This window comes from Clostridium folliculivorans, assembly GCF_024341905.1.
In the GTDB taxonomy this organism is placed as follows: domain Bacteria; phylum Bacillota; class Clostridia; order Clostridiales; family Clostridiaceae; genus Clostridium_AR; species Clostridium_AR folliculivorans.
The window spans coordinates 369050-388832 of the sequence record NZ_BQXY01000004.1 but is presented as its reverse complement, the minus strand read 5'-3'; the positions used below and the strand labels follow the sequence as shown (position 1 = coordinate 388832).

Genomic DNA, 19783 nt, shown 5'->3' with positions numbered 1-19783 from the left:
GTTCTTTCTCCTTTTATCTATGTCTTTTTAGAAATTTACTCTTTATATAATCATATTTAAAGACACCAAGAATTACTATTAGCATCACATATATAATAATACCCAAAAAAACAGAAATCAAGCAAGCTATTCCATTACTAGAGGTTCTATTAAATATATTGATATAGGTTATTAGAACTACCAATATCATTATAGTAGCTGCAGCTAACGGTTTCATAACTGCTGCTCCGTAATCTATTCTAACTTTAAGTTTTAAATGGAGATATATCAGATTCAGCATAGAAGCAGCTATATATGCTAATATTGAGGCCGCTACAGCTCCGTATATATTTAGCCACGATATCGGTATAAGATACAATGTCAATACTACCTTAATAAAGCATCCAATGAGAAGATTTATTACAGGCATAGCATAAGATCCAGTAGATTGTAATATAGCTGTTGTAGTTTGTGCTAATATTATAAACGGAATAGAAATAGCTAGATATTTAAGTATCTGATACCCCTCATATCTTCCTGGAAATATAAGCATCATTACAGGCTCTGCTAAGAAATATAGTCCTAACGTACAAGGTATAGCTATAACCATTGACATTCTTATTGCAGAATCCACCTTAGAAGCAACTTCTCTAATATTCTTCAATATATAATTTTCCGCAATTATAGGTATTAAGGAAGTACTTAGAGCAACAGATAATGTTAAGGGTATATTGACTATTACTGAAGCTTTACCTGTTAATTGAGCATAAAGAATGGTAGCTTGTCTATAATCAAAACCTGCGTTCAAAAGCTGCCTTGGTACTAATATTGAATCAATTAAACTAGCTATAGTTCCAACCGCACCCCCTAGGGATATTGGAATCGCTATTTTAATCAACTGAGTAAGAAGCTTATCATTTGATTTTACTTTCCTTACCCCAAAGCTTCTCTTAACTTTAAAGTACTTTGTTATCAAGTATATTCCGCCTAAAAAGCCTCCTGCCGCCGCACCAAAGGCAGCACCACCTGCTGAATATTCTATTCCATAAGGAAGTAATAGAACAGCTAGTCCAACACCTACGACTACTCTTCCTATTTGCTCAATTATCTGTGAGATTGCAGATGGATTCATATTTTGGAGCCCTTGAAAAAATCCTCTAAAAGCAGACATTATAGATATACATATAGGTGCAAAAGCAACTCCAATAATAGAATAATAAGACTTTGAATCCCACTTTAATGCAGACATTATGGGTCTTGCACCTAAGAACAAAAACAACGACATGCCTGTCCCTAAAATTATCATTAATATAAATGATTCTTTCATAGTTTGAAATGATGTATCCAAATCTCCAACAGCATTACTTTCCGAAACCATCTTGGAAACTGCAACAGGAATTCCCGCTGCTATAGCAACATAAAACATATACAAAGGATAAGTCATTTGATAATATCCTATACCCTCATCGCCTATAAGCATTATTAAAGGCCAACGAAAAAATATTCCTAAAAATCTTGTGAATATTCCTGCAACACCTAATATTATACTTCCTTTTATAAGAGATTGTTTTTTCATAAAATACCTCCAAATTTTTTAACTACTTAATCTTTATTGCAAATTTGGAGGTATTATTACAGAATTTTTATATCTAACTGAATAAATCTTTAAAACCTAGTCAATAATTAAAATGGTTTTGGGATGCAAGTCCTAGGAGATATTATTGTTCCATTTGTTTTCCTAGGAATGCGGCTGCTGTTTCAGCAAGCTTAATTTCTAAGTCTCCAAACTTTTCTCCTGCTTGTTTGGATAATATCAAAACAGCACCGATTGCATCCCCCTCTGATATTATAGGTGATACTACTTGGCATGAGTATTTATCTTCAGCTGTATCCTCACTATATATTGGTACAACTTTACCTCCGGTTGCTCCTAAACATACAGTTTTTCTTTCATCCATTATCTTTTCTAGTTCATTACTTATCTTCTTTTCCATAAAATCTTTTTTAGAAGCTCCACTAACTGAAATGAAGGCATCTTTATCAGCAATTAAAACTATATGCCCTATTGCTTGTTGAAGACTTTCTGCATACTCTTTAGAGAAATCTGTTAATTCTCCAATAGGAGAATATTTTTTTAAGATAACTCCACCTTCTCTATCTGTAAAAATTTCTAGAGGATCTCCCTCTCTTATTCTTAAAGTTCTTCTTATTTCTTTTGGTATAACCACTCTACCTAAATCATCAATACGTCTAACAATACCTGTAGCTTTCATTATTATATTTACCTCCTTATATATCTTTCACTTAAAACTTTCGTTATTATTATTTTTCAGAATAGAAATTTTATACATGCTTTGGCTATAATTATCTTTTTGTATAATTTCAATCCAATAAAGTAAAAACTCACATAAATTTGAGCAAACAAATTCATGTGAGTTTTATTATGTCATTAAGACCAAAATTTATTCAATTAATTAAAGCTTATCATCATATGTTACAACTTTTAATTCTTTTTTCCATTCTTCATACTTAGCTTTAAATATTTCATTCTTCTTATTTGTTTCTAATGTATCTTTAATCGAAGCCTTAACAGCTGATAATTCTTGAGTCTTTGATGTAGTTTGAATTCCAGCAACCTTTATTATATGCCATCCATATTGAGTTTTAACTGGACCTGATACTTCACCTTCCTTAAGCTTCTTTGCAGCCGCTAAGAAGTCCTTATCGTAGTTTTGTGAATCATAAGGAACATACCCTAAACTTCCACCTGAGTCTTTTGTACCATCTGTACCATATTTAGCTGCTAATTCCTCAAACTTCGCACCTTTGTCTAACTCTGCTTTTATAGATTTAGCTTTATCTTCACTATCTACAAGTATGTGGGACATATTTGCGCCAGGTTGTTGTGTGTATTGAGTTTTATTTTCGTTATAATACTTTTCTATATCAGCATCAGTAATCTTTATATCTTTAAATAAGTATTTATCGAAAACTGCTTGCATCTTTATTTGAGTAGCTAAATATTCTTTTAAAGTATCTAAAGTGTAGTTTGCTGATTTTAGAGCATTATTGAACTCATCATCAGTCTTATAGACTTTCTTTATATCAGCAAGTTTTGCATCAACTTCCTTGTCTAGTTCAGCCTTTTCGGGTATCAATTTTAAGTCAGCTGCCTTCTTTAAAACTACCTTTTCTTGTATCATTTGCTCCAATTGAGTTTGTCTTTGTTGCTTTAAAGCAGCCTTACCATCAGTACTCTTTTCCAAATCATTGCCATATTGTTGTTTTAATTGATCTATAGTAGACTGCATCTTTTCATCAACACCACCAAGTGTGATTTTCTCACCATTAACAGTTGCTACTACAGTCTTGCTTATAGCTTCTGGAGTTTTTTGTATCATCTTACAGCCTGATAGTGATAATCCAATAACACCAATCAAAGCTATTGAAACTAATTTCCTTATGTTCTTCAAAATTCTTACCTCACTTTTCTTAAAATTAATTCCCCTTTATAACCAAAATTCAATAGACATAAATTAGTATATCAATTTATAACAATAATTTCAATTTATATTGGGTAAATTTATTTATTTATTAACATAATATGGTTTATATAAATTATTTTTATTATCATTATACAGCTAATTCAGTTAATTTGCATTTAAATTCCAGTTATATTTAAGCATTTTTACTTAAACTATCTACCATATTTTTAAGCGCAGGTAATATATCCTCTCTCTTTATATCTTTTAACTTATATCCAAAAGAAGGTTTATCACCCATTCTTATTATTATATTATTCTTATATCTCTCAAGCAACTTTTTAAATATATCCTTATCTACTTTATCTCTACTTTGGAATTGGAATAAAACCTCTCCATCTTTTTCTTTAACATCCTCTATCCATAGGTTTCTAGCCTTACTCTTAATATAAGCTATATCCATGAGGTTATATACTGCATCAGGAATTTCAGAAAATCTATCTTCTAACTCTTCTTTTACATCCATATAATCATGTATGCTTTCGATGGCTGCAATCTTTTTATATATTTCAATCTTCTGCAATTCATCTTCAATGTATTGAGAATCAATAAACGCATCGACTTTAATATCAATAGATGTTTCTATAGGCTCTTGCTCTATTTCACCCTTTATTATCTTTATTGTGTCTTCTAGCATTCTACAATATAGATCGTACCCAATAGTAGCCATATGTCCATGTTGGGCTGACCCCATCATATTTCCAGCTCCTCTTATTTCTAGATCTCTCATGGCAATCTTAAATCCTGACCCCAACTCAGTGAAATCTTTTAGGGCCCTTAATCGTTTTTCAGCTACTTCAGTTAAAATTTTATCTTTTTTATATACAAAATAGGCATAAGCTATTCTATTACTTCTTCCAACTCTCCCTCTCAATTGATAAAGCTGAGACAGCCCCATCTTATCTGAATCATATACAATTATGGTATTTACATTCGGCATATCTATACCAGTCTCAATTATTGTAGTACATATAAGGACATTATATTCATTATTCATAAACGCCATCATTTCGTTTTCCAGTTGTCTCTCTGTCATTTGACCATGAATTACTGTTGTTTTACACTCTGGCACAAGATTTTGAATATAATCAGACATCTCCATAATGTGTTCGACTCTGTTATATACAAAGAAAACTTGCCCTCCTCTATTTATTTCTCTAAGAATAGAATCTCTTATAAGTTGATCATTTTGCTCTACCACATAAGTCTGTATAGGATATCTATCCTCTGGAGGAGTCTCTATTACTGATATGTCTCTTACTCCAGTAAGAGACATATGAAGCGTTCTTGGTATAGGTGTAGCACTCAAAGTTAATACATCCACATTTTTCTTTATGTTTTTTATTTTCTCTTTCTGTGTTACACCAAATCGTTGTTCCTCATCCACAATAAGCAGTCCTAAATCTTTAAACTGTATATCCTTAGATACTAACCTATGTGTTCCTACAAGTATATCTACATTCCCTTCTTTTACTGCCTGCAAAGTTTCCTTCTGTTGCTTAGCTGTTCTAAATCTAGAAACCATATCTATTTTTATAGGAAAATCTGAAAATCTTTTCTTCATATTACCATAGTGCTGATCTGCCAATATAGTTGTCGGAACAAGTAGTGCAACTTGCTTACCATCCATTACAGCTTTAAATGCAGCCCTTAATGCAACCTCAGTTTTTCCGTATCCTACGTCTCCGCATAGCAGTCTATCCATAATCTTTCCAGATTCCATATCTGTTTTTATTTCTTCTAACGCTGTCAATTGGTCTGGAGTTTCTTCATAAGGAAATTCTTGTTCAAACTGATCCTGCCACTGAGTATCATTTGAAAACTTATGTCCTTTTAAGGTATTCCTCGTAGCATATAGCTTAACTAAGTCTTGCGCAATCTCATTTATAGACTTTTTAACCTTAGCTTTAGCTTTTTGCCAATCACTTGATCCAAGCTTGCTTATCTTTGGAGACTTTCCTTCACTACCAATATACTTTTGAACTAGATCCAATTGGTCCACAGGAACATACAGTTTATCACCTTTAGCATACTCTATATCCAAGTAATCTCTCTTATGTCCACTAACATCAATTTGTTTAATTCCTTTATATACTCCAACCCCATGATTAGCATGAACTACATAATCTCCTAGCTTTAATTCGGCAAAACTCTTTATTTTTGAAACGCCTTTTTGCTTAGGAGATTTTCTTACTGACTTCCTTTTAGCTTCTCCAAATACTTCTTTATCTGATATAACACAAATCTTTAGATCTGTGAACTCAAACCCTTTTAGCTGATTTCCAAAGGTTATTATAACTTCACCAAATTGTATTTCATTTATTATATCTTTATAGACACTTTCAATATCTCTATCTCTTAAGGTATCTACTAGCCTTTCTCCCCTGGGCCTTGTTCCTGATAATATAATAGTCTTATATCCATTTTTCTTTTTTTCTTTTATGTCATCTATCAACATATCAATTCTTCCATGATAGCTACTCAATGTTACTTGGGAAAAAGCTATAGAATCGACATTTTCAATAAAATCACTGTTCCTGGCAAATGCGTTTATCGTTATTAGTCTAGATGAATTAAACTTCTGTACTAAAATATCTTTACCTAGTATCAAGTTTCCTTGGGATGGTAAAATATCTCCTCTTTCAAGAAATGAGGAGTAGTTTTCTTCAAATTCATATATAACACTATCTAATTTGCCATTACATCTCTGATCGTCATCCATAATCATTATATAATCTTCAAAATAGTCAAAAAAACTTGATAATTTTTGAAAGAAAAAAGGTAGATAACTATCAATTGTTTCAAAGGACCACGTTTCTTTAAGATTTTCTATATTTGACCTAATATTTGATTTTATCTTTGATATTATATCTTTATCGCTATTATCTCTAGATTTTATAAAATTTGATAGTTCCTCATTAATCTTAGTTATAGCCTTCTGTATAGTTTCATCATCTAATATCACTTCTTTTGCTGGAAAGATCTCTATTTCTTTAACTTTATCTATACTTCGCTGACTTTCTAAATTGAAAAATCTTATAGAATCAATCTCATCCCCAAAGAGTTCTATTCTATATGGTAACGCAGTATTAGGAGGATATATATCTAATATACCTCCTCTGACTGAGAACTGACCTTTACCATCAACTATATCCATTCTCTCATATCCGCACTCTATCAATTTTTTAGAAAAATCTTTAAAGTTTATTTCATCTCCAACCGCAACTCTAAAGGTATGACTTATATATAAATCTTTAGGAGTATATACCGTTGCAAAACTCTCAATTGATACTACTATTATTTTCTTTCTACTATCCAAAATCTCTTTTAAAACTTTTAGTCTAGCCCATCTTAAATCTCCTGAAATAGCGTCAATATTGTAAAAAACTATTTCTTTTGAAGGGAAGTAGTATACATCAGTAGTATATAGTAATAAATCTTCATATAAATTTTTAGCTTCAATATCATTATGAGTAATTACAACTATAGATTTATCACTATTTTCAAATATACCACTTATTAGATAACCCTTTCCTGATTCAGACACTCCGTAAGTAGAAAACGGATATCGATCCCTATCAATATTTGATTTAACTTTCTGAAAGTTAATACTATTATTCAACGGCTCCATCAGGCCATTTAATCTCATAGAAACACCACCTGTAATACATTATTATTCCGCTTTAAATCCATTAAATTTATTCATTGCTTCGCTGATATCATTCTTTATTATAACCTCAACAGCTTGAACAACAGCTGGTAACGTTTTTTCTAAGATCTTATCTTCTTCCGAATTGAACTTTCCTAAAACATGTGAAACAAGGTCATGTTTAGGTTGTCCTACTCCGATTTTTATTCTTTGAAATTCTTCTGTTCCTAAATTTGCTATTATACTCTTTATTCCATTGTGACCTCCAGCACTTCCTTTTGGTCTTATTCTAAGTTTTCCCACTTCCAAACTAACATCATCATACAATACTATAATTTCATCACTATCTATTTTGTAAAAGTTTACTATATCTCTTACGCTTTCTCCACTGAGATTCATATAGGTTGTTGGCTTCAGTAGGATAACTTTATTGTTGTTAATGTATCCTTCTCCATACACACCTCTAAATTTTTCCCTATTTATTTCTATATTATACTTATTAGCAACATAATTAATTGCATCAAACCCTATATTATGTCTAGTATTAGTATACTCTTTCCCAGGGTTACCAAGGCCTACTACTAAATACATACGCTTACCTCCATTAGGCGAATTTTATCTTTTATAGTCAATTCAGTTGTATAACTATTACTTATTTATATATATCAAAACTTATATTTTGAGTCTAATGATTCAAGCTCATTATCTAAACATAAGAAAGTATATCCCATCCCTATTGTTAAAACTATATTCATTATGATTTTAACTATCAATAATATTTTAATCATAGATATAGATTTTATTTGGAACTAGCATATCTCTATAATACAAATATAAAATAAAAAATGCAACAAAGCATGCATTTGCTATATATTATAGCAAGCATGCTTTATATCACACCTTTTGTAAAAGTTTCATAGTTAACTCTACTGTATTTTTTCCTCTTAGTACTTTACAGGATATATTATCCCCAACATTATGAGAATTAATTACATCATTAATTTCAGTCAATGTTTTTATCTTCCTGCCATCCATCTCTATAATAATATCAAAAGGCTTCATTCCTGCAGCATCAGCGCTTCCTTTAGCAACTACACTTTCTACATACACCCCTTCAATATCTTTGTTTTGCTTAGATGTAAGATTCCATCCTCTAAACCCAAGGTTAACAAGCTTCACTTCATTATCACTTATTATTGAATCTATTATCTTCTTTGCATCTTGAATGTTTATAGCTATTCCTAGTCCTTGAGAAGAGTACTTATTAGTAATAGGTAAATTATTTATTCCTATTACCTCTCCATATATATCCGTTAAGGCTCCTCCATTATTTTCCCTATTTATTATTGCATTAGTTTGAAAAGTTCTAACGGATTGTTTGCCTAAATCTGCATTTTCAACATTGAATCTTATATTGGTCGAAGTAATTATTCCAGATGTAACAAGTCCTATATAATCATCTCCTATGCAATTACCTAAAGCTATTACTAAACCGCCTTCTCTAACATCCGATAGGTCTGATATCTTTACAACAGGTAACTTATCGGAATCAATCTTAACAACAGCCAAATCAGTTGTTTTGTCGTACCCAATCATCCTACCTTGCTCAATTTTAATTCCGAGGCCTGCTCTTTTTACTAATATCTTATCAAATGTTGATATAGAACTATAGTTTGTTACTATGTATCCATCTTCTTTATATATTATTCCTGTTACATTTGTATAACTATTTATATTAAAGTTTTCTTCTTTATTACTTATACTTACTATAGAAGGAGAAACTTTTGAAACAACCGAACTAATTTGCCCCTCCCCTGAAGTGGCAGAACTTTCTCTAGTGTCTATAATCTGAAATATCGTCTTATTACTGTCCTTTAATTTCAGTCCATATTTTCTCTCAACAATATAAGCACCTGAGATAGCCCCTGCTACTGATGCAACCAAGATTATTATAATACCTTTTGTTAATCTCTTTATATTATTTCTTCTTTTATTTTCCTTAAATCTTATCATTCCTTCTAAACTGCTAGTATCATCTTTCTTAGAAGATTTTTCGATGCGTATAGTTTTATCCTCCTTCTCCATGTAGCACCTCCTACGGTATTAAAACCATACATTTTATACTTTTTTTAGTGAAAATGTGAAGACTACTCCCTTATCTGACGCCTTATTCTCTACCCAGATGTCTTCACCATGTAACGAAAGTATATGTCTAACAATAGGCAATCCTAAGCCAGTACTAATCTTATTTGTTCTAGACTTATCTGACTTATAAAATCTATCCCAGATATAGGCTTTTTCTTTTTCTGATAGCATAGGTCCATCGTTATAAACACTGATTAATGCTTTACTGCCCTTTGATCTAGTGGTTATCTTTACATCACCACTTTCATTGCAATATTTAATTGCATTATCAATAAGATTATTTACTACTTGGATTATCCTATCTTTATCACCAGCTACATACAGATTTTGCCCCTCTAATACCACATCTACTTTTAACTTCTTCTCTTTTATCTTTTGCTCTAGGCTTATGGTACAATGTTTAATTATTTCATTTATATTTATTTGAGAAACATTCAATTTTAGCTTACCAGCTTCCATTGCTGATAAATCAAGCAAATCATTTATAAGCCTTGTAAGCCTTTGTATCTCTTCATAAGCTATACCCAAATAATACTTTTCCTTATCTATAGGAATAATGCCATCCAGAATACCTGCAATAAATCCCTTGATTGAAGTTATTGGCGATCTTAATTCATGAGAAACATTAGAAATAAATTCTCTTCTATTTTTCTCTACTTCCTCTAAAGACTCTGCCATTATATTAAACGAATCGGCCAATTCACCTATTTCATCCTTAGAACTTATATACACTCTATTCTCTATATCACCTTTTGCCAGTCTTTTAGCACCAATATTTATCTTAGCTAATGGAATTATAAGCATCCTATTACATACGTAATATATTATTATACTAGATAATATCAAGGCAATTAGAACTGTTATCCATATGATTGCATAAACTTGTTTTAATTGACCTTTTATTTGCTCCAAAGGCGTGATCATAACTATAGCACCTGCAAAAGTATCTCCGTACATTATAGGTTTGTAATAAATGTATCGTGATTCTCCCAGTATCTTATTATCTGTATTCCTCACCTCAATAGATATACCATTTTTAAGTTCATTAAGATTTTTACTGTCAATTACTTGCATTCTCATAAGACTACTCTTATCTTCACTATATGCTTTGACTATACCCCATAAATCCGTGACTAAAATATCAGATTTTATAGATTGACCACTATAATCTACAAACTTCTCCAAATCATTGAATGTAATTTCCTCATCATCAAACTTAGCCTTTTCTTTAGCTATTAAGCTAGCCTGTATATCTAGTTGCTGCTTTTTTTGATTAAAATGATAGTTTTCAAACCAAACAGATAACACTATAGCTATTATTACTAGACATCCTGCTATTATCAAAGTAAACGTTCCTAAAAGTTTAGAAACTAAACTGTTCCTCTTCATCTACTTCACCTCAAACTTGTATCCTACACCCCATACAGTTTCAAGCTGCCAATTAGAACCTCCATGTAACTTTTCTCTCAATCTCTTAACATGAACATCAACAGTTCTGGAATCTCCTGGATAGTCATATCCCCAAACCTCACATAGTAACTGTTCTCTTGTAAACACTCTGTTTTTATTAGATGCTAGGTAATATAACAATTCAAACTCTTTAGGTGGCATCTTTATCTCATTACTCTTATAGACAACATTATAAGAATTTGCATCTATAACAAGCTCTGAAAAATATAAAGTTTCCTTATTAGTTGAATCCACATTATATCTTCTCATTACAGCCTTTACTCTAGCAATCATTTCCTTAGGTTCAAAAGGTTTTACAATGTAATCATCTGCCCCAAGCTCCAATGCAAGTACTTTATCAAATGTTTCACCCTTTGCTGTAAGCATTATTACAGGCGTTTCATGCTCTTTCCTAATCCACTTTAAAACATCAATGCCATCTATATGCGGCAACATCATATCTAATAACACTAAATCCGGTTTATAATCTAAAAACATTTCTTCCGCAATTCTTCCATTACTAGCTACTCTAGTATCATAGTTTGCACTCTGTAAATACATCTTTATTACTTCACATATATTTTCATCATCATCAACAATGAGTATCTTTCCTAATAGTCCATCCATATCTAACACTCCTCATTTCTTTATATATTAAATTTAACACACTTATACTCTTCTTTTATATATCTTTTCAAAAATGTTACAAATTATTTACTACATATATATTATTCAATTGAATTTTTCCTATAAATATATCAGTTATAGTAAAAGTTATTACAAAAAAAAGACACTATCTTATTTATTATTACCAATAAATCGATAGTATCTTTCATCTATAAATATATCATAAAAATGTTTTTTACTTATGTATAAGTAAGCCTAGCCTTCAAATAACTTACTTAATGGCTTGTCGTCATATATCCTATTTATAGCTTCAGCAATAAGTGGAGCTACTGATAATGACTTAAACTTATGTAAATCTTCTCTTTCAGGAAGAGCTATAGTATTTAGCATAACTAGTTCCTCAATAGCTGAACTATTTATTCTTTCAAATGCAGGTCCCGAAAGAACTCCATGTGTACAACATGCATATACATGGGTTGCTCCTAAATCCTTTAGAGCATTTGCAGCATTCGCTATTGTTCCTGCAGTATCAATCATATCATCTATAAGTATACATCTTTTTCCCTTAACTTCACCAATTATGTTCATTATTTCAGAAACGTTAGCTTTAGGTCTTCTCTTATCAATGATTGCAATAGGTGCATGAAGTCTGTCTGCAAATCTTCTAGCTCTAGTTACACTACCCAAATCTGGTGATACCACAACTACATCATCTCTATCTATTAATCCCTTTTCTACGAAATACTTAGACAGTATAGGAGCTCCCATCAAGTGATCTACAGGTATATTGAAATAACCTTGAATTTGCGCTGCATGTAAATCCATAGTTAATACTCTTTCTGCTCCAGCAGCCGTAAGTAAATCTGCCACTAATTTTGCTGTGATTGGATCTCTTGATTTTGCTTTTCTATCTTGTCTAGCATACCCGTAGTAAGGTATAACGGCTGTTATTCTTCCTGCTGAAGCTCTCTTAAATGCATCAATCATTATAAGTAATTCCATAAGGTTATTATTAACTGGAGCACTTGTAGATTGAACTAAAAATACGTCAGCGCCTCTAACAGTCTCTCCAATATCTACTGAAATTTCCCCGTCACTAAACGTACCTACCTTTGCAGTACCTATAGGTAAACCTAGAATACTTGCAACTTCATGTGCTAATTGAGGATGTGAATTTCCAGTAAATATTTTGATATTCTTTCCATGGGTTATCATATTGTGAAGACCTCCTTAAAATTTGGGGTAGCTAATAAAACTATTTTTTCAGTCCTTTTTTATCTACCCAACCTTCTATGTTGGTTTGCTTTGCTCTAGCTATAGCAAGACTTCCTTCAGGAACTTCTTCAGTTATAGTAGAACCAGCAGCTATATAAGTATTATTTTTAACTTCCACAGGAGATACTAAATTGGTATTGCAACCAATAAAGGAATTGTCCCCTATGATAGTTTTATGCTTATTCTTTCCATCATAATTTACCACTACAGTTCCACATCCAAAGTTACAGTTTTTGCCCACTTCTGCATCACCTATATATGTTAAATGTGAAACTTTAGTATTATCATCTATTGTGGATTTTTTTATTTCTACAAAATCACCAATTCTTACTTTACTTCCAATCTTACTTTCTGGTCTAATATACGCAAATGGCCCAACAGTAGTCTCATTTCCTATTGTACTATCTATTATTACAGAAGACTGTATCTCAACACCATTACCTATAGTACTGTTGTCTATCCTTGAATTTGGATACAGTATACACTCTTCTCCTATTACAGAATTTCTTTCTATATAATTACCTGGATATATTATAGTATCCTGTCCAATCGAAACATCTGCACCAATATATGTGCTATTTGGATCAATCAGCGTAACTCCATTATCCATGTGAAATTTGTTTATTCTATCTCTAAGTATTTTTTCAACTTTAGCTAATTCAACTCTAGAGTTTACTCCAATTGTTTGCTCAAATTCTGTTATCATTGCTCCAATCTTTTTGTTCTCACTATTGAATATTTCAACAATATCTGTAAGATAATATTCACCTTGAGCATTTTCATTAGATAACTTTTCTAGAGCTTCGCTTAAGCTCTTTATATCAAAACAATACATTCCTGCATTAATTTCATTTACTTTAAGCTCTGCTTCATTACAATCTTTATGTTCTACTATCTTTTCTACACCTTCAGCACTTCTTATTATTCTTCCGTATCCACTTGGATCATCAATTACTGATGTCAAAAGTGTAGCATAATTATTTTCTTTTATATGCGTTTTTATAAGGTTTTCTACAGTACAACTAGTTATTAGTGGAGCATCTCCTGTAAATACTGCTACAACACCATCTTTATCCTTAAAAAAATCCTTCGCACATTTCACTGCATGACCTGTTCCCAGTTGTTCTAATTGCATTGAATACGAAACTTCTCTGCTATTTGTTCTTTCTTTAACAAGCTCTGCACCTTTTCCAATTATTACATTAATATCATTTATTCCAGAACTTCTTATAGTATCAATAACATGGTTAACCATTTCTTTTCCAGCAACTTTATGCAAAACTTTAGGTAAGTTTGATTTTATTCTTTTTCCTTGACCAGCGGCTAAAATTATAGCACATTTATACATTAAATCACCTCTTTATGAGTTACATTAAATTAATAGCATATTCAATTAATTTTATAATCTGAGCTTAACGCCTATTATATTATATTTTAAATAAATCACTATTTCAACTTTTTATAAAAAATTAGCTAAATTGATCTTATATAGTAAATCTTTTACGGAGCTACCTTTTCGAAAGTATATTAGAAAAACCTGAAAGGCAACAAATTTTACTTTTTACTGTATTCCTTAAAAGGCTATAACAATCAACTAAAATTATTTGTTTTAGTTAACATTAAGTTTTATACCTTTTTAAGTAAAAAAAAAATAAAAGGAAGTATCAACTTCCCTTTATCTGCACTACTCGGCATCTTCAGTATCTGCTTCTAATGCCTTTTCATATTCAGTTAAAATAGCTTCTTGAATCTTTTCTCTAGTATCTGTATTTATTGGATGGGCTATGTCTTTGAATTCTCCATCTGGAGTTTTTCTACTTGGCATAGCAATAAATAGACCATTTTGACCTTCTATAACCTTTATATCATGAACTACGAATTCATTGTCAAAGGTTACCGAAACTATTGCCTTCATTTTACCCTCAGCAGCTATCTTTCTGATTCTAACGTCTGTGATTTGCACTTCACTACACCTCCAGTTGCTTTATTGATTTATAAATTCTTCAAAAATTACTAAATTCCTCTTTTTTAAATTAAATTTTTTGAAAATTTTTTATTGTTCCTAAAATCAATCTAATTATACACTACTAAATTATATAAAACACAATATACATAGATATCCCAGTTCTACACTTTAAAACTAAGTTAATAATTTTTTTATTCACTAACGATAATAGCGATAACTTAGTTATGTATTTAGATTTTATTTGGAATTGGTACATCTTTAATAATTATCTATCATTTCTATTGGAATAGAAGCGACGGATTCATTATAACCTCTCCAGTTTCCTCTACACCTTTTAACTCTGCTATTGCAACATAGTTATTTATAAGTTTTTTGTTAGTACCTACGTTATCTACTAGTACCCCTATACCAATTAGATTACTGTCAAATTCCTTTAACAAATCCGTTATTCCTTTTGCTGTGCCTCCGCCTTTCAAAAAATCATCTATAAATATACACTTACTTCCTGTCTTCAACGATCTTTTCGAAAGAGACATTTGTTGTAATCTACCTGAAGATCCAGATACGTAGTTAATAGTAACCGTTGGTCCTTCAGTAACTTTACTATCCCTTCTTGCTATTACAAGCTGCACGCCAAGGTTTCTCGCAACTTCGTATGCTAAAGGAATCCCTTTGGTTTCTACAGTAACTACATAATCTATTTCATCTTTGTTGAAAAACGAAGATAATACAAGTCCTGCTTTACTGATTATTTCAGGATTATACATTACATCTGTCATGTATATAAAATTACCTGGAACCACTCTATTAGGATCTTTTAACATTTCACAAAGCCTATTTGCAAAATCCTTTTTTGCTGTTTCTCCTATTTCAGCTATATATCTGATGCCACCAGCTGCTCCAGATATAGTTTCAACTCTTCCCATATACATTTTCTCTAAAAGTTCTCTTACTATCACTATATCCTCACTTATTGTGGATTTAGCTGCATTTAGTAACTCAGAAAACGTATTCAAGCCAATAACTTTATTAGGATTTTCTATTAAATACTTAGTTATAGCTGCAATTCTACCATTTCTACTTATCTTTTCCAAAATATCACCTACACCATATACTTTACGAATTATATATATAAATTTTAATACTATCATTCATATTGTATTCAATATTATATCCAGAATCAATCTTTTTAACCATTTTATTATATATTATAAACTCTACGAATAAATTTATTGTAATATAATTGAACTTTTTGTAATGAATTAATTTAATTTTTTTATATTTTATACAAATCCTATTAATTTTTCTATTAAATTCTAATATAATTATATATACTAAACGATATATATATATGTAGCTTTATAATTAATATTTTTATAGGTTCCTTATACGTTTACATCTATGGATATACCAGTTCTAAATTAAATGTATTTATCAAGTAAAATACATTTAATAGTTAAATAGCTTATGGGTATGTTTTTAAACCTTGGAAATGGGATATCTATTCCGCTAAACTGACATACTACTTTAATCATTAGACTCAAAATAATGCTTTCGACTGTCTTACGAAGTACTATTTTGATAAATTTCAATTTGAAGTAGTATGTCTATGGATGTACCACTTCGTAATAAAACTTATTATTTTTAAACATCAATACAAAATATATTGTCCATCGTTATTATTAAAGGAAGGTATCTAATTATGAAGATTGTTCAAGAAATCTCATCTCATGAATTGCAAAATGGTATGATTATAGCTAAAGATTTAGTTATTAACAATTCTGTACTTTTAACAAAAGGAACAGAAATTTCAGAAAATCTAGCTGAGAAAATAAAGCTTAATTTTCCGCTTGTACGAATAGTGATTTATACAGAAACAAACCCTAATAATTCAACTCTCTTTGAAAGCAGAAATTCTGTGAAGAAGGTTAAAATAGAAGAATCTTTCAACAGAATGTCTTCAGTTGCAGAGAATATTTTTCACTCTATCAGAGAAAGCGATAAGTTTAACATGTCAGAGGTAAGGGAAATATGCGATGGTGTAATAGATGAATTGAGTGAAACTGGTTTAGTAATAAAAAATATAATTGATGAAAGAGAGGATAACCTATATCTTACAAGACATTGCGTAAATGTTGCTGCTATTAGCTCCTTAATTGGCAAGTGGCTTGATCTAACTAAAAAAGAAATAGTTTTCTTAACATACTCCGCGCTACTACATGACATAGGCAAAGCAAAGATAAGCCCAAGTATTCTTAATAAGAAAACAAAATTGACCAACGAAGAAATAACTCAGTGCCACTCACATTCCGCTCTGGGATATGAAATAGCGAAAAAAATACCTTACATAGATCAATCTATACTTTTCGGAATACTATTTCATCACGAAAGAGAGGACGGATCTGGTTATCCGCTTAAAGTAAAAGGATCTCAAATACCTAAGTTTGCAAAAATAATAGCCATTGCTGATATCTTCGATGCAATGACCTCAAATAGAGTGTATAAAAATAAAGAATGTGCACTTGTAGTTTTAGAGGAAATAAAAGCTGAGATATTTGGAAGACTAGATCCAAGTATAGGGACAATCTTTATAAATAATATATTAAATTATTATATAGGCGAATTGGTTGTACTTAATGACGGAAGGATAGGAAAAATAGTAAAGATAGATTTAAACTCCATCACAAAACCTTGGATATCTATTAATGATGAAGTTATTAACTTAATGTCTAACTCAACTTTAAAGATAGTTGACCTTTTATAAACTTATTAAGATTCAGCTAAAATTCTATTTTGATTTTCAGCTGAATCTGATATTTTACTTTATTGGTTCACCATTGAGATTTTGATACTGAGGAATATTTTTTGCATCTCCCTTATTATTTTGATCTCTATGAAGTTTTTGTCTTCTCTTTCCATCATCAGTTACATTGTTTCTTATTTTATTAGACATTTTTATCAACTCCTTTCAAAAATATTTTTCAACAATACCTCTCTTTTTATTCTTAGTAATATCTTTGAAATTAATCCTTATTTATAATATAAACTTCAAAATAAACTTAGTATTTCCATCTATAATGAGCATTTATAGGGCACTTAAACCAAGAAAGCTTAACTTCACTGGCATTGGGATTAGTGTTATGAATAACATATGGAATTCCATCCTCATCTCTTTTATCGGAAACTATAGCTACATGCTCATAATCCTCCAAAAAAACTACAATATCACCCGGCTGCCATTCCTGTAAATTTTCACGATCTCTTGCCTTAAGTTCTGTGGTAACAGCTATGCACTTCCTCTGAAAAAACACATTTTGATTCTGAACTCTTCTAAAATCTATATTAGTATCTGGAGTCTCCCCAATCCTTACATAGTTTTTTTTATTGTCTTTTATATCATTATCCATAAGAGTTTTCAAATCAATATCAGCACCTTTTAACCCTCTCCATATTACATCGGTACAAACGCCTTCACCTTCCGGAGGATATCCACCATAATAATAATTACTTTTGTATTTTGTCTTAATTTGCACTTCTTTTCTTGCAGAATTTACTATATCAATTGGATCTGCAATTCCATTATTATTTTTATCAACATTAGAATATTTGTTAGGTACTTCAAAGTCACTCTTTATGAAAATTCTTATTAAGTTATTATTTAATAAACTTTTGTACTTATTTTCTATAAAATTGATTATATAGTATGTAGAAAAAATAGCTAAAGCAATCAATGCAATTAATATATATTTTCTAAGCCTATTCATAATAAATCACCTCTTCTGAATACTATACGTAGAAGAAGACTGCTTAGTATCACTTAATTAGATTGAATTTATTTAAAAATATAATTTTCAAACAAAAGCTATATACCAAACCTTCTTAATTCTTTAGATTTGTAATGATCACTTTTTCATAATACTTTGTCATGAGCTGTTCCTATACATAAAAAACTTACAAAGCCATTAAAATCTATATGTTTATCAAGGATAAAGATTTTATACTTTCATATACAGTAAAAAAGAGCAGTTATAAACCGAACTAATTTTGTTCGTTTTACAACTGCTCTTTTAATATACTACGCTTCTAGCAATTCATCCATCATAGAGAGTTTTCTAGAATACTTATAAACATATCCTTTATAAACTAATTCTTTATTGGGAATGTTTATTATATCATCACTCTTAATAAGCTCTGATTTTTTATCAAATTTATATATATTGCTGTTTGACAATACTTGTGAAACAAACTGAGTACAAAAATAATGATTTTTCCTCTTTATCGGTCTATTAAACCAAACGCCAAATAGTCCTATAAAATTATATTTAAGTTCACTTTTAGAGGTTATAAACTTATTGATTTCTGATATTATTTGATCATATTGTTCTTCCGAAACTTTTATTCTGTAAATTACACACTCACTATCTTTAAATATACTATATACCCCTTCATATAAGTTTTCTTGTACAAATCCACCAGAAAAAGGATTTCTAGGACTTGTCCTTCCGAAAGAATACATCTTAGTGAAAGTATCATCAATACTCACCGAGGAGTGAGCATACTTATTTTTTGTAATTAGGTATATTATCTTAGAAAGCCATGTTCCTGTCTTTGAAAACACCAAATATATATATCTATCCTTCATAATTTATGTGTGATCTCCTTTATTTAGGTTTTATTAAATAAACCTTTCTAGGCTTTAATCTTTCAACTCTAAAAATTAATAGCATTGAATTTTCATGTTTCTACTATGAATTATATATATAATTATAATTATTAATTATTTATAATTTATGTTATATATATTAATTATTTCTTAATTTTATAGGAATGTACCAATTAATAGTAAAACTTAATATAAGCCATAGTCTACATATGTATGGGGTCCATTTATGTGAACTTAAGTTATGTAAATTAAAAAATCGCTATCCTATGTCTTTTAGAACATTTAACTTAATGCTTGAAGTTAAATATTTATAACACTTTACTCAGCTCAATGTAATTAAGATAAAATTCAAACTTTAATTAGAGTTCTTTGAGAATTCAAAATTTAGAAAGATACTGACTTAATATTTAGATCACAGATAAGATTGTCATTATAATAAATCATACATTATTATTTCACTAATAACAACCATTTGATTTTTTTAATAA

General features: G+C 30.3%; 16 protein-coding genes. 1 reads left to right on the top strand and 15 read right to left on the bottom strand.

Annotated elements, in window-relative coordinates; translation table 11 throughout:
* Window positions 1-13: 13 nt before the first annotated feature.
* From OCU55_RS14705 to purR, 12 genes are all read right to left on the bottom strand, one after another.
* A complete protein-coding gene (locus OCU55_RS14705) occupies window positions 14-1555 on the bottom strand; it encodes a putative polysaccharide biosynthesis protein (protein ID WP_261853058.1) in 1542 nt (513 codons plus the stop codon).
* A 142-nt stretch (window positions 1556-1697) separates the two neighbouring features.
* A complete protein-coding gene (spoVT, locus tag OCU55_RS14700; RefSeq protein ID WP_280923801.1) occupies window positions 1698-2252 on the bottom strand; it encodes a stage V sporulation protein T in 555 nt (184 codons plus the stop codon).
* 201 nt (window positions 2253-2453) lie between these two features.
* On the bottom strand, window positions 2454-3452 hold the full coding sequence (locus tag OCU55_RS14695) for a peptidylprolyl isomerase (protein WP_261853057.1): 999 nt from the start codon (window positions 3450-3452) through the stop codon (window positions 2454-2456).
* A 205-nt stretch (window positions 3453-3657) separates the two neighbouring features.
* Window positions 3658-7170, bottom strand: a complete 3513-nt coding sequence (mfd, locus tag OCU55_RS14690) for a transcription-repair coupling factor (protein ID WP_261853056.1) — start codon at window positions 7168-7170, stop codon at window positions 3658-3660.
* A gap of 24 nt (window positions 7171-7194) precedes the next feature.
* Entirely contained in the window at window positions 7195-7761 is a 567-nt protein-coding gene (gene pth / locus OCU55_RS14685; protein ID WP_261853055.1) for an aminoacyl-tRNA hydrolase, read from the bottom strand.
* 303 nt (window positions 7762-8064) lie between these two features.
* Window positions 8065-9255: a S1C family serine protease gene (locus tag OCU55_RS14680; protein WP_261853054.1), complete on the bottom strand. Its 1191-nt coding sequence runs from the start codon at window positions 9253-9255 to the stop codon at window positions 8065-8067.
* 33 nt (window positions 9256-9288) lie between these two features.
* Window positions 9289-10704, bottom strand: a complete 1416-nt coding sequence (locus tag OCU55_RS14675; protein WP_261853053.1) for a sensor histidine kinase — start codon at window positions 10702-10704, stop codon at window positions 9289-9291.
* Entirely contained in the window at window positions 10705-11391 is a 687-nt protein-coding gene (locus tag OCU55_RS14670) for a response regulator transcription factor (protein WP_183279292.1), read from the bottom strand.
* 255 nt (window positions 11392-11646) lie between these two features.
* Entirely contained in the window at window positions 11647-12606 is a 960-nt protein-coding gene (locus OCU55_RS14665; protein ID WP_261853052.1) for a ribose-phosphate diphosphokinase, read from the bottom strand.
* A gap of 40 nt (window positions 12607-12646) precedes the next feature.
* Window positions 12647-14014, bottom strand: a complete 1368-nt coding sequence (gene glmU / locus OCU55_RS14660; protein ID WP_261853051.1) for a bifunctional UDP-N-acetylglucosamine diphosphorylase/glucosamine-1-phosphate N-acetyltransferase GlmU — start codon at window positions 14012-14014, stop codon at window positions 12647-12649.
* A gap of 336 nt (window positions 14015-14350) precedes the next feature.
* Entirely contained in the window at window positions 14351-14629 is a 279-nt protein-coding gene (gene spoVG / locus OCU55_RS14655) for a septation regulator SpoVG (RefSeq protein WP_183279295.1), read from the bottom strand.
* A gap of 281 nt (window positions 14630-14910) precedes the next feature.
* A complete protein-coding gene (gene purR / locus OCU55_RS14650) occupies window positions 14911-15726 on the bottom strand; it encodes a pur operon repressor (protein ID WP_261853050.1) in 816 nt (271 codons plus the stop codon).
* A 608-nt stretch (window positions 15727-16334) separates the two neighbouring features.
* On the opposite strand from purR, the gene OCU55_RS14645 reads away from it, so the two are divergent.
* Window positions 16335-17396 (top strand): HD-GYP domain-containing protein, encoded by a 1062-nt coding sequence (locus OCU55_RS14645; RefSeq protein WP_261853049.1) that lies wholly within the window; start codon window positions 16335-16337, stop codon window positions 17394-17396.
* A gap of 54 nt (window positions 17397-17450) precedes the next feature.
* Here the strand turns inward: OCU55_RS14645 and OCU55_RS14640 are convergent, their stop codons facing one another.
* The 3 genes from OCU55_RS14640 to OCU55_RS14630 all read right to left on the bottom strand — a co-directional run bounded on the left by OCU55_RS14640 (window position 17451) and on the right by OCU55_RS14630 (window position 19274).
* On the bottom strand, window positions 17451-17585 hold the full coding sequence (locus OCU55_RS14640) for a clostri-philic family protein (protein WP_261853048.1): 135 nt from the start codon (window positions 17583-17585) through the stop codon (window positions 17451-17453).
* 106 nt (window positions 17586-17691) lie between these two features.
* Window positions 17692-18396, bottom strand: coding sequence for a DUF1287 domain-containing protein (locus tag OCU55_RS14635; RefSeq protein ID WP_261853047.1), 705 nt, complete (start codon window positions 18394-18396; stop codon window positions 17692-17694).
* Between the two features lie 311 nt (window positions 18397-18707).
* On the bottom strand, window positions 18708-19274 hold the full coding sequence (locus OCU55_RS14630) for a hypothetical protein (RefSeq protein ID WP_261853046.1): 567 nt from the start codon (window positions 19272-19274) through the stop codon (window positions 18708-18710).
* Window positions 19275-19783 lie beyond the last annotated feature (509 nt).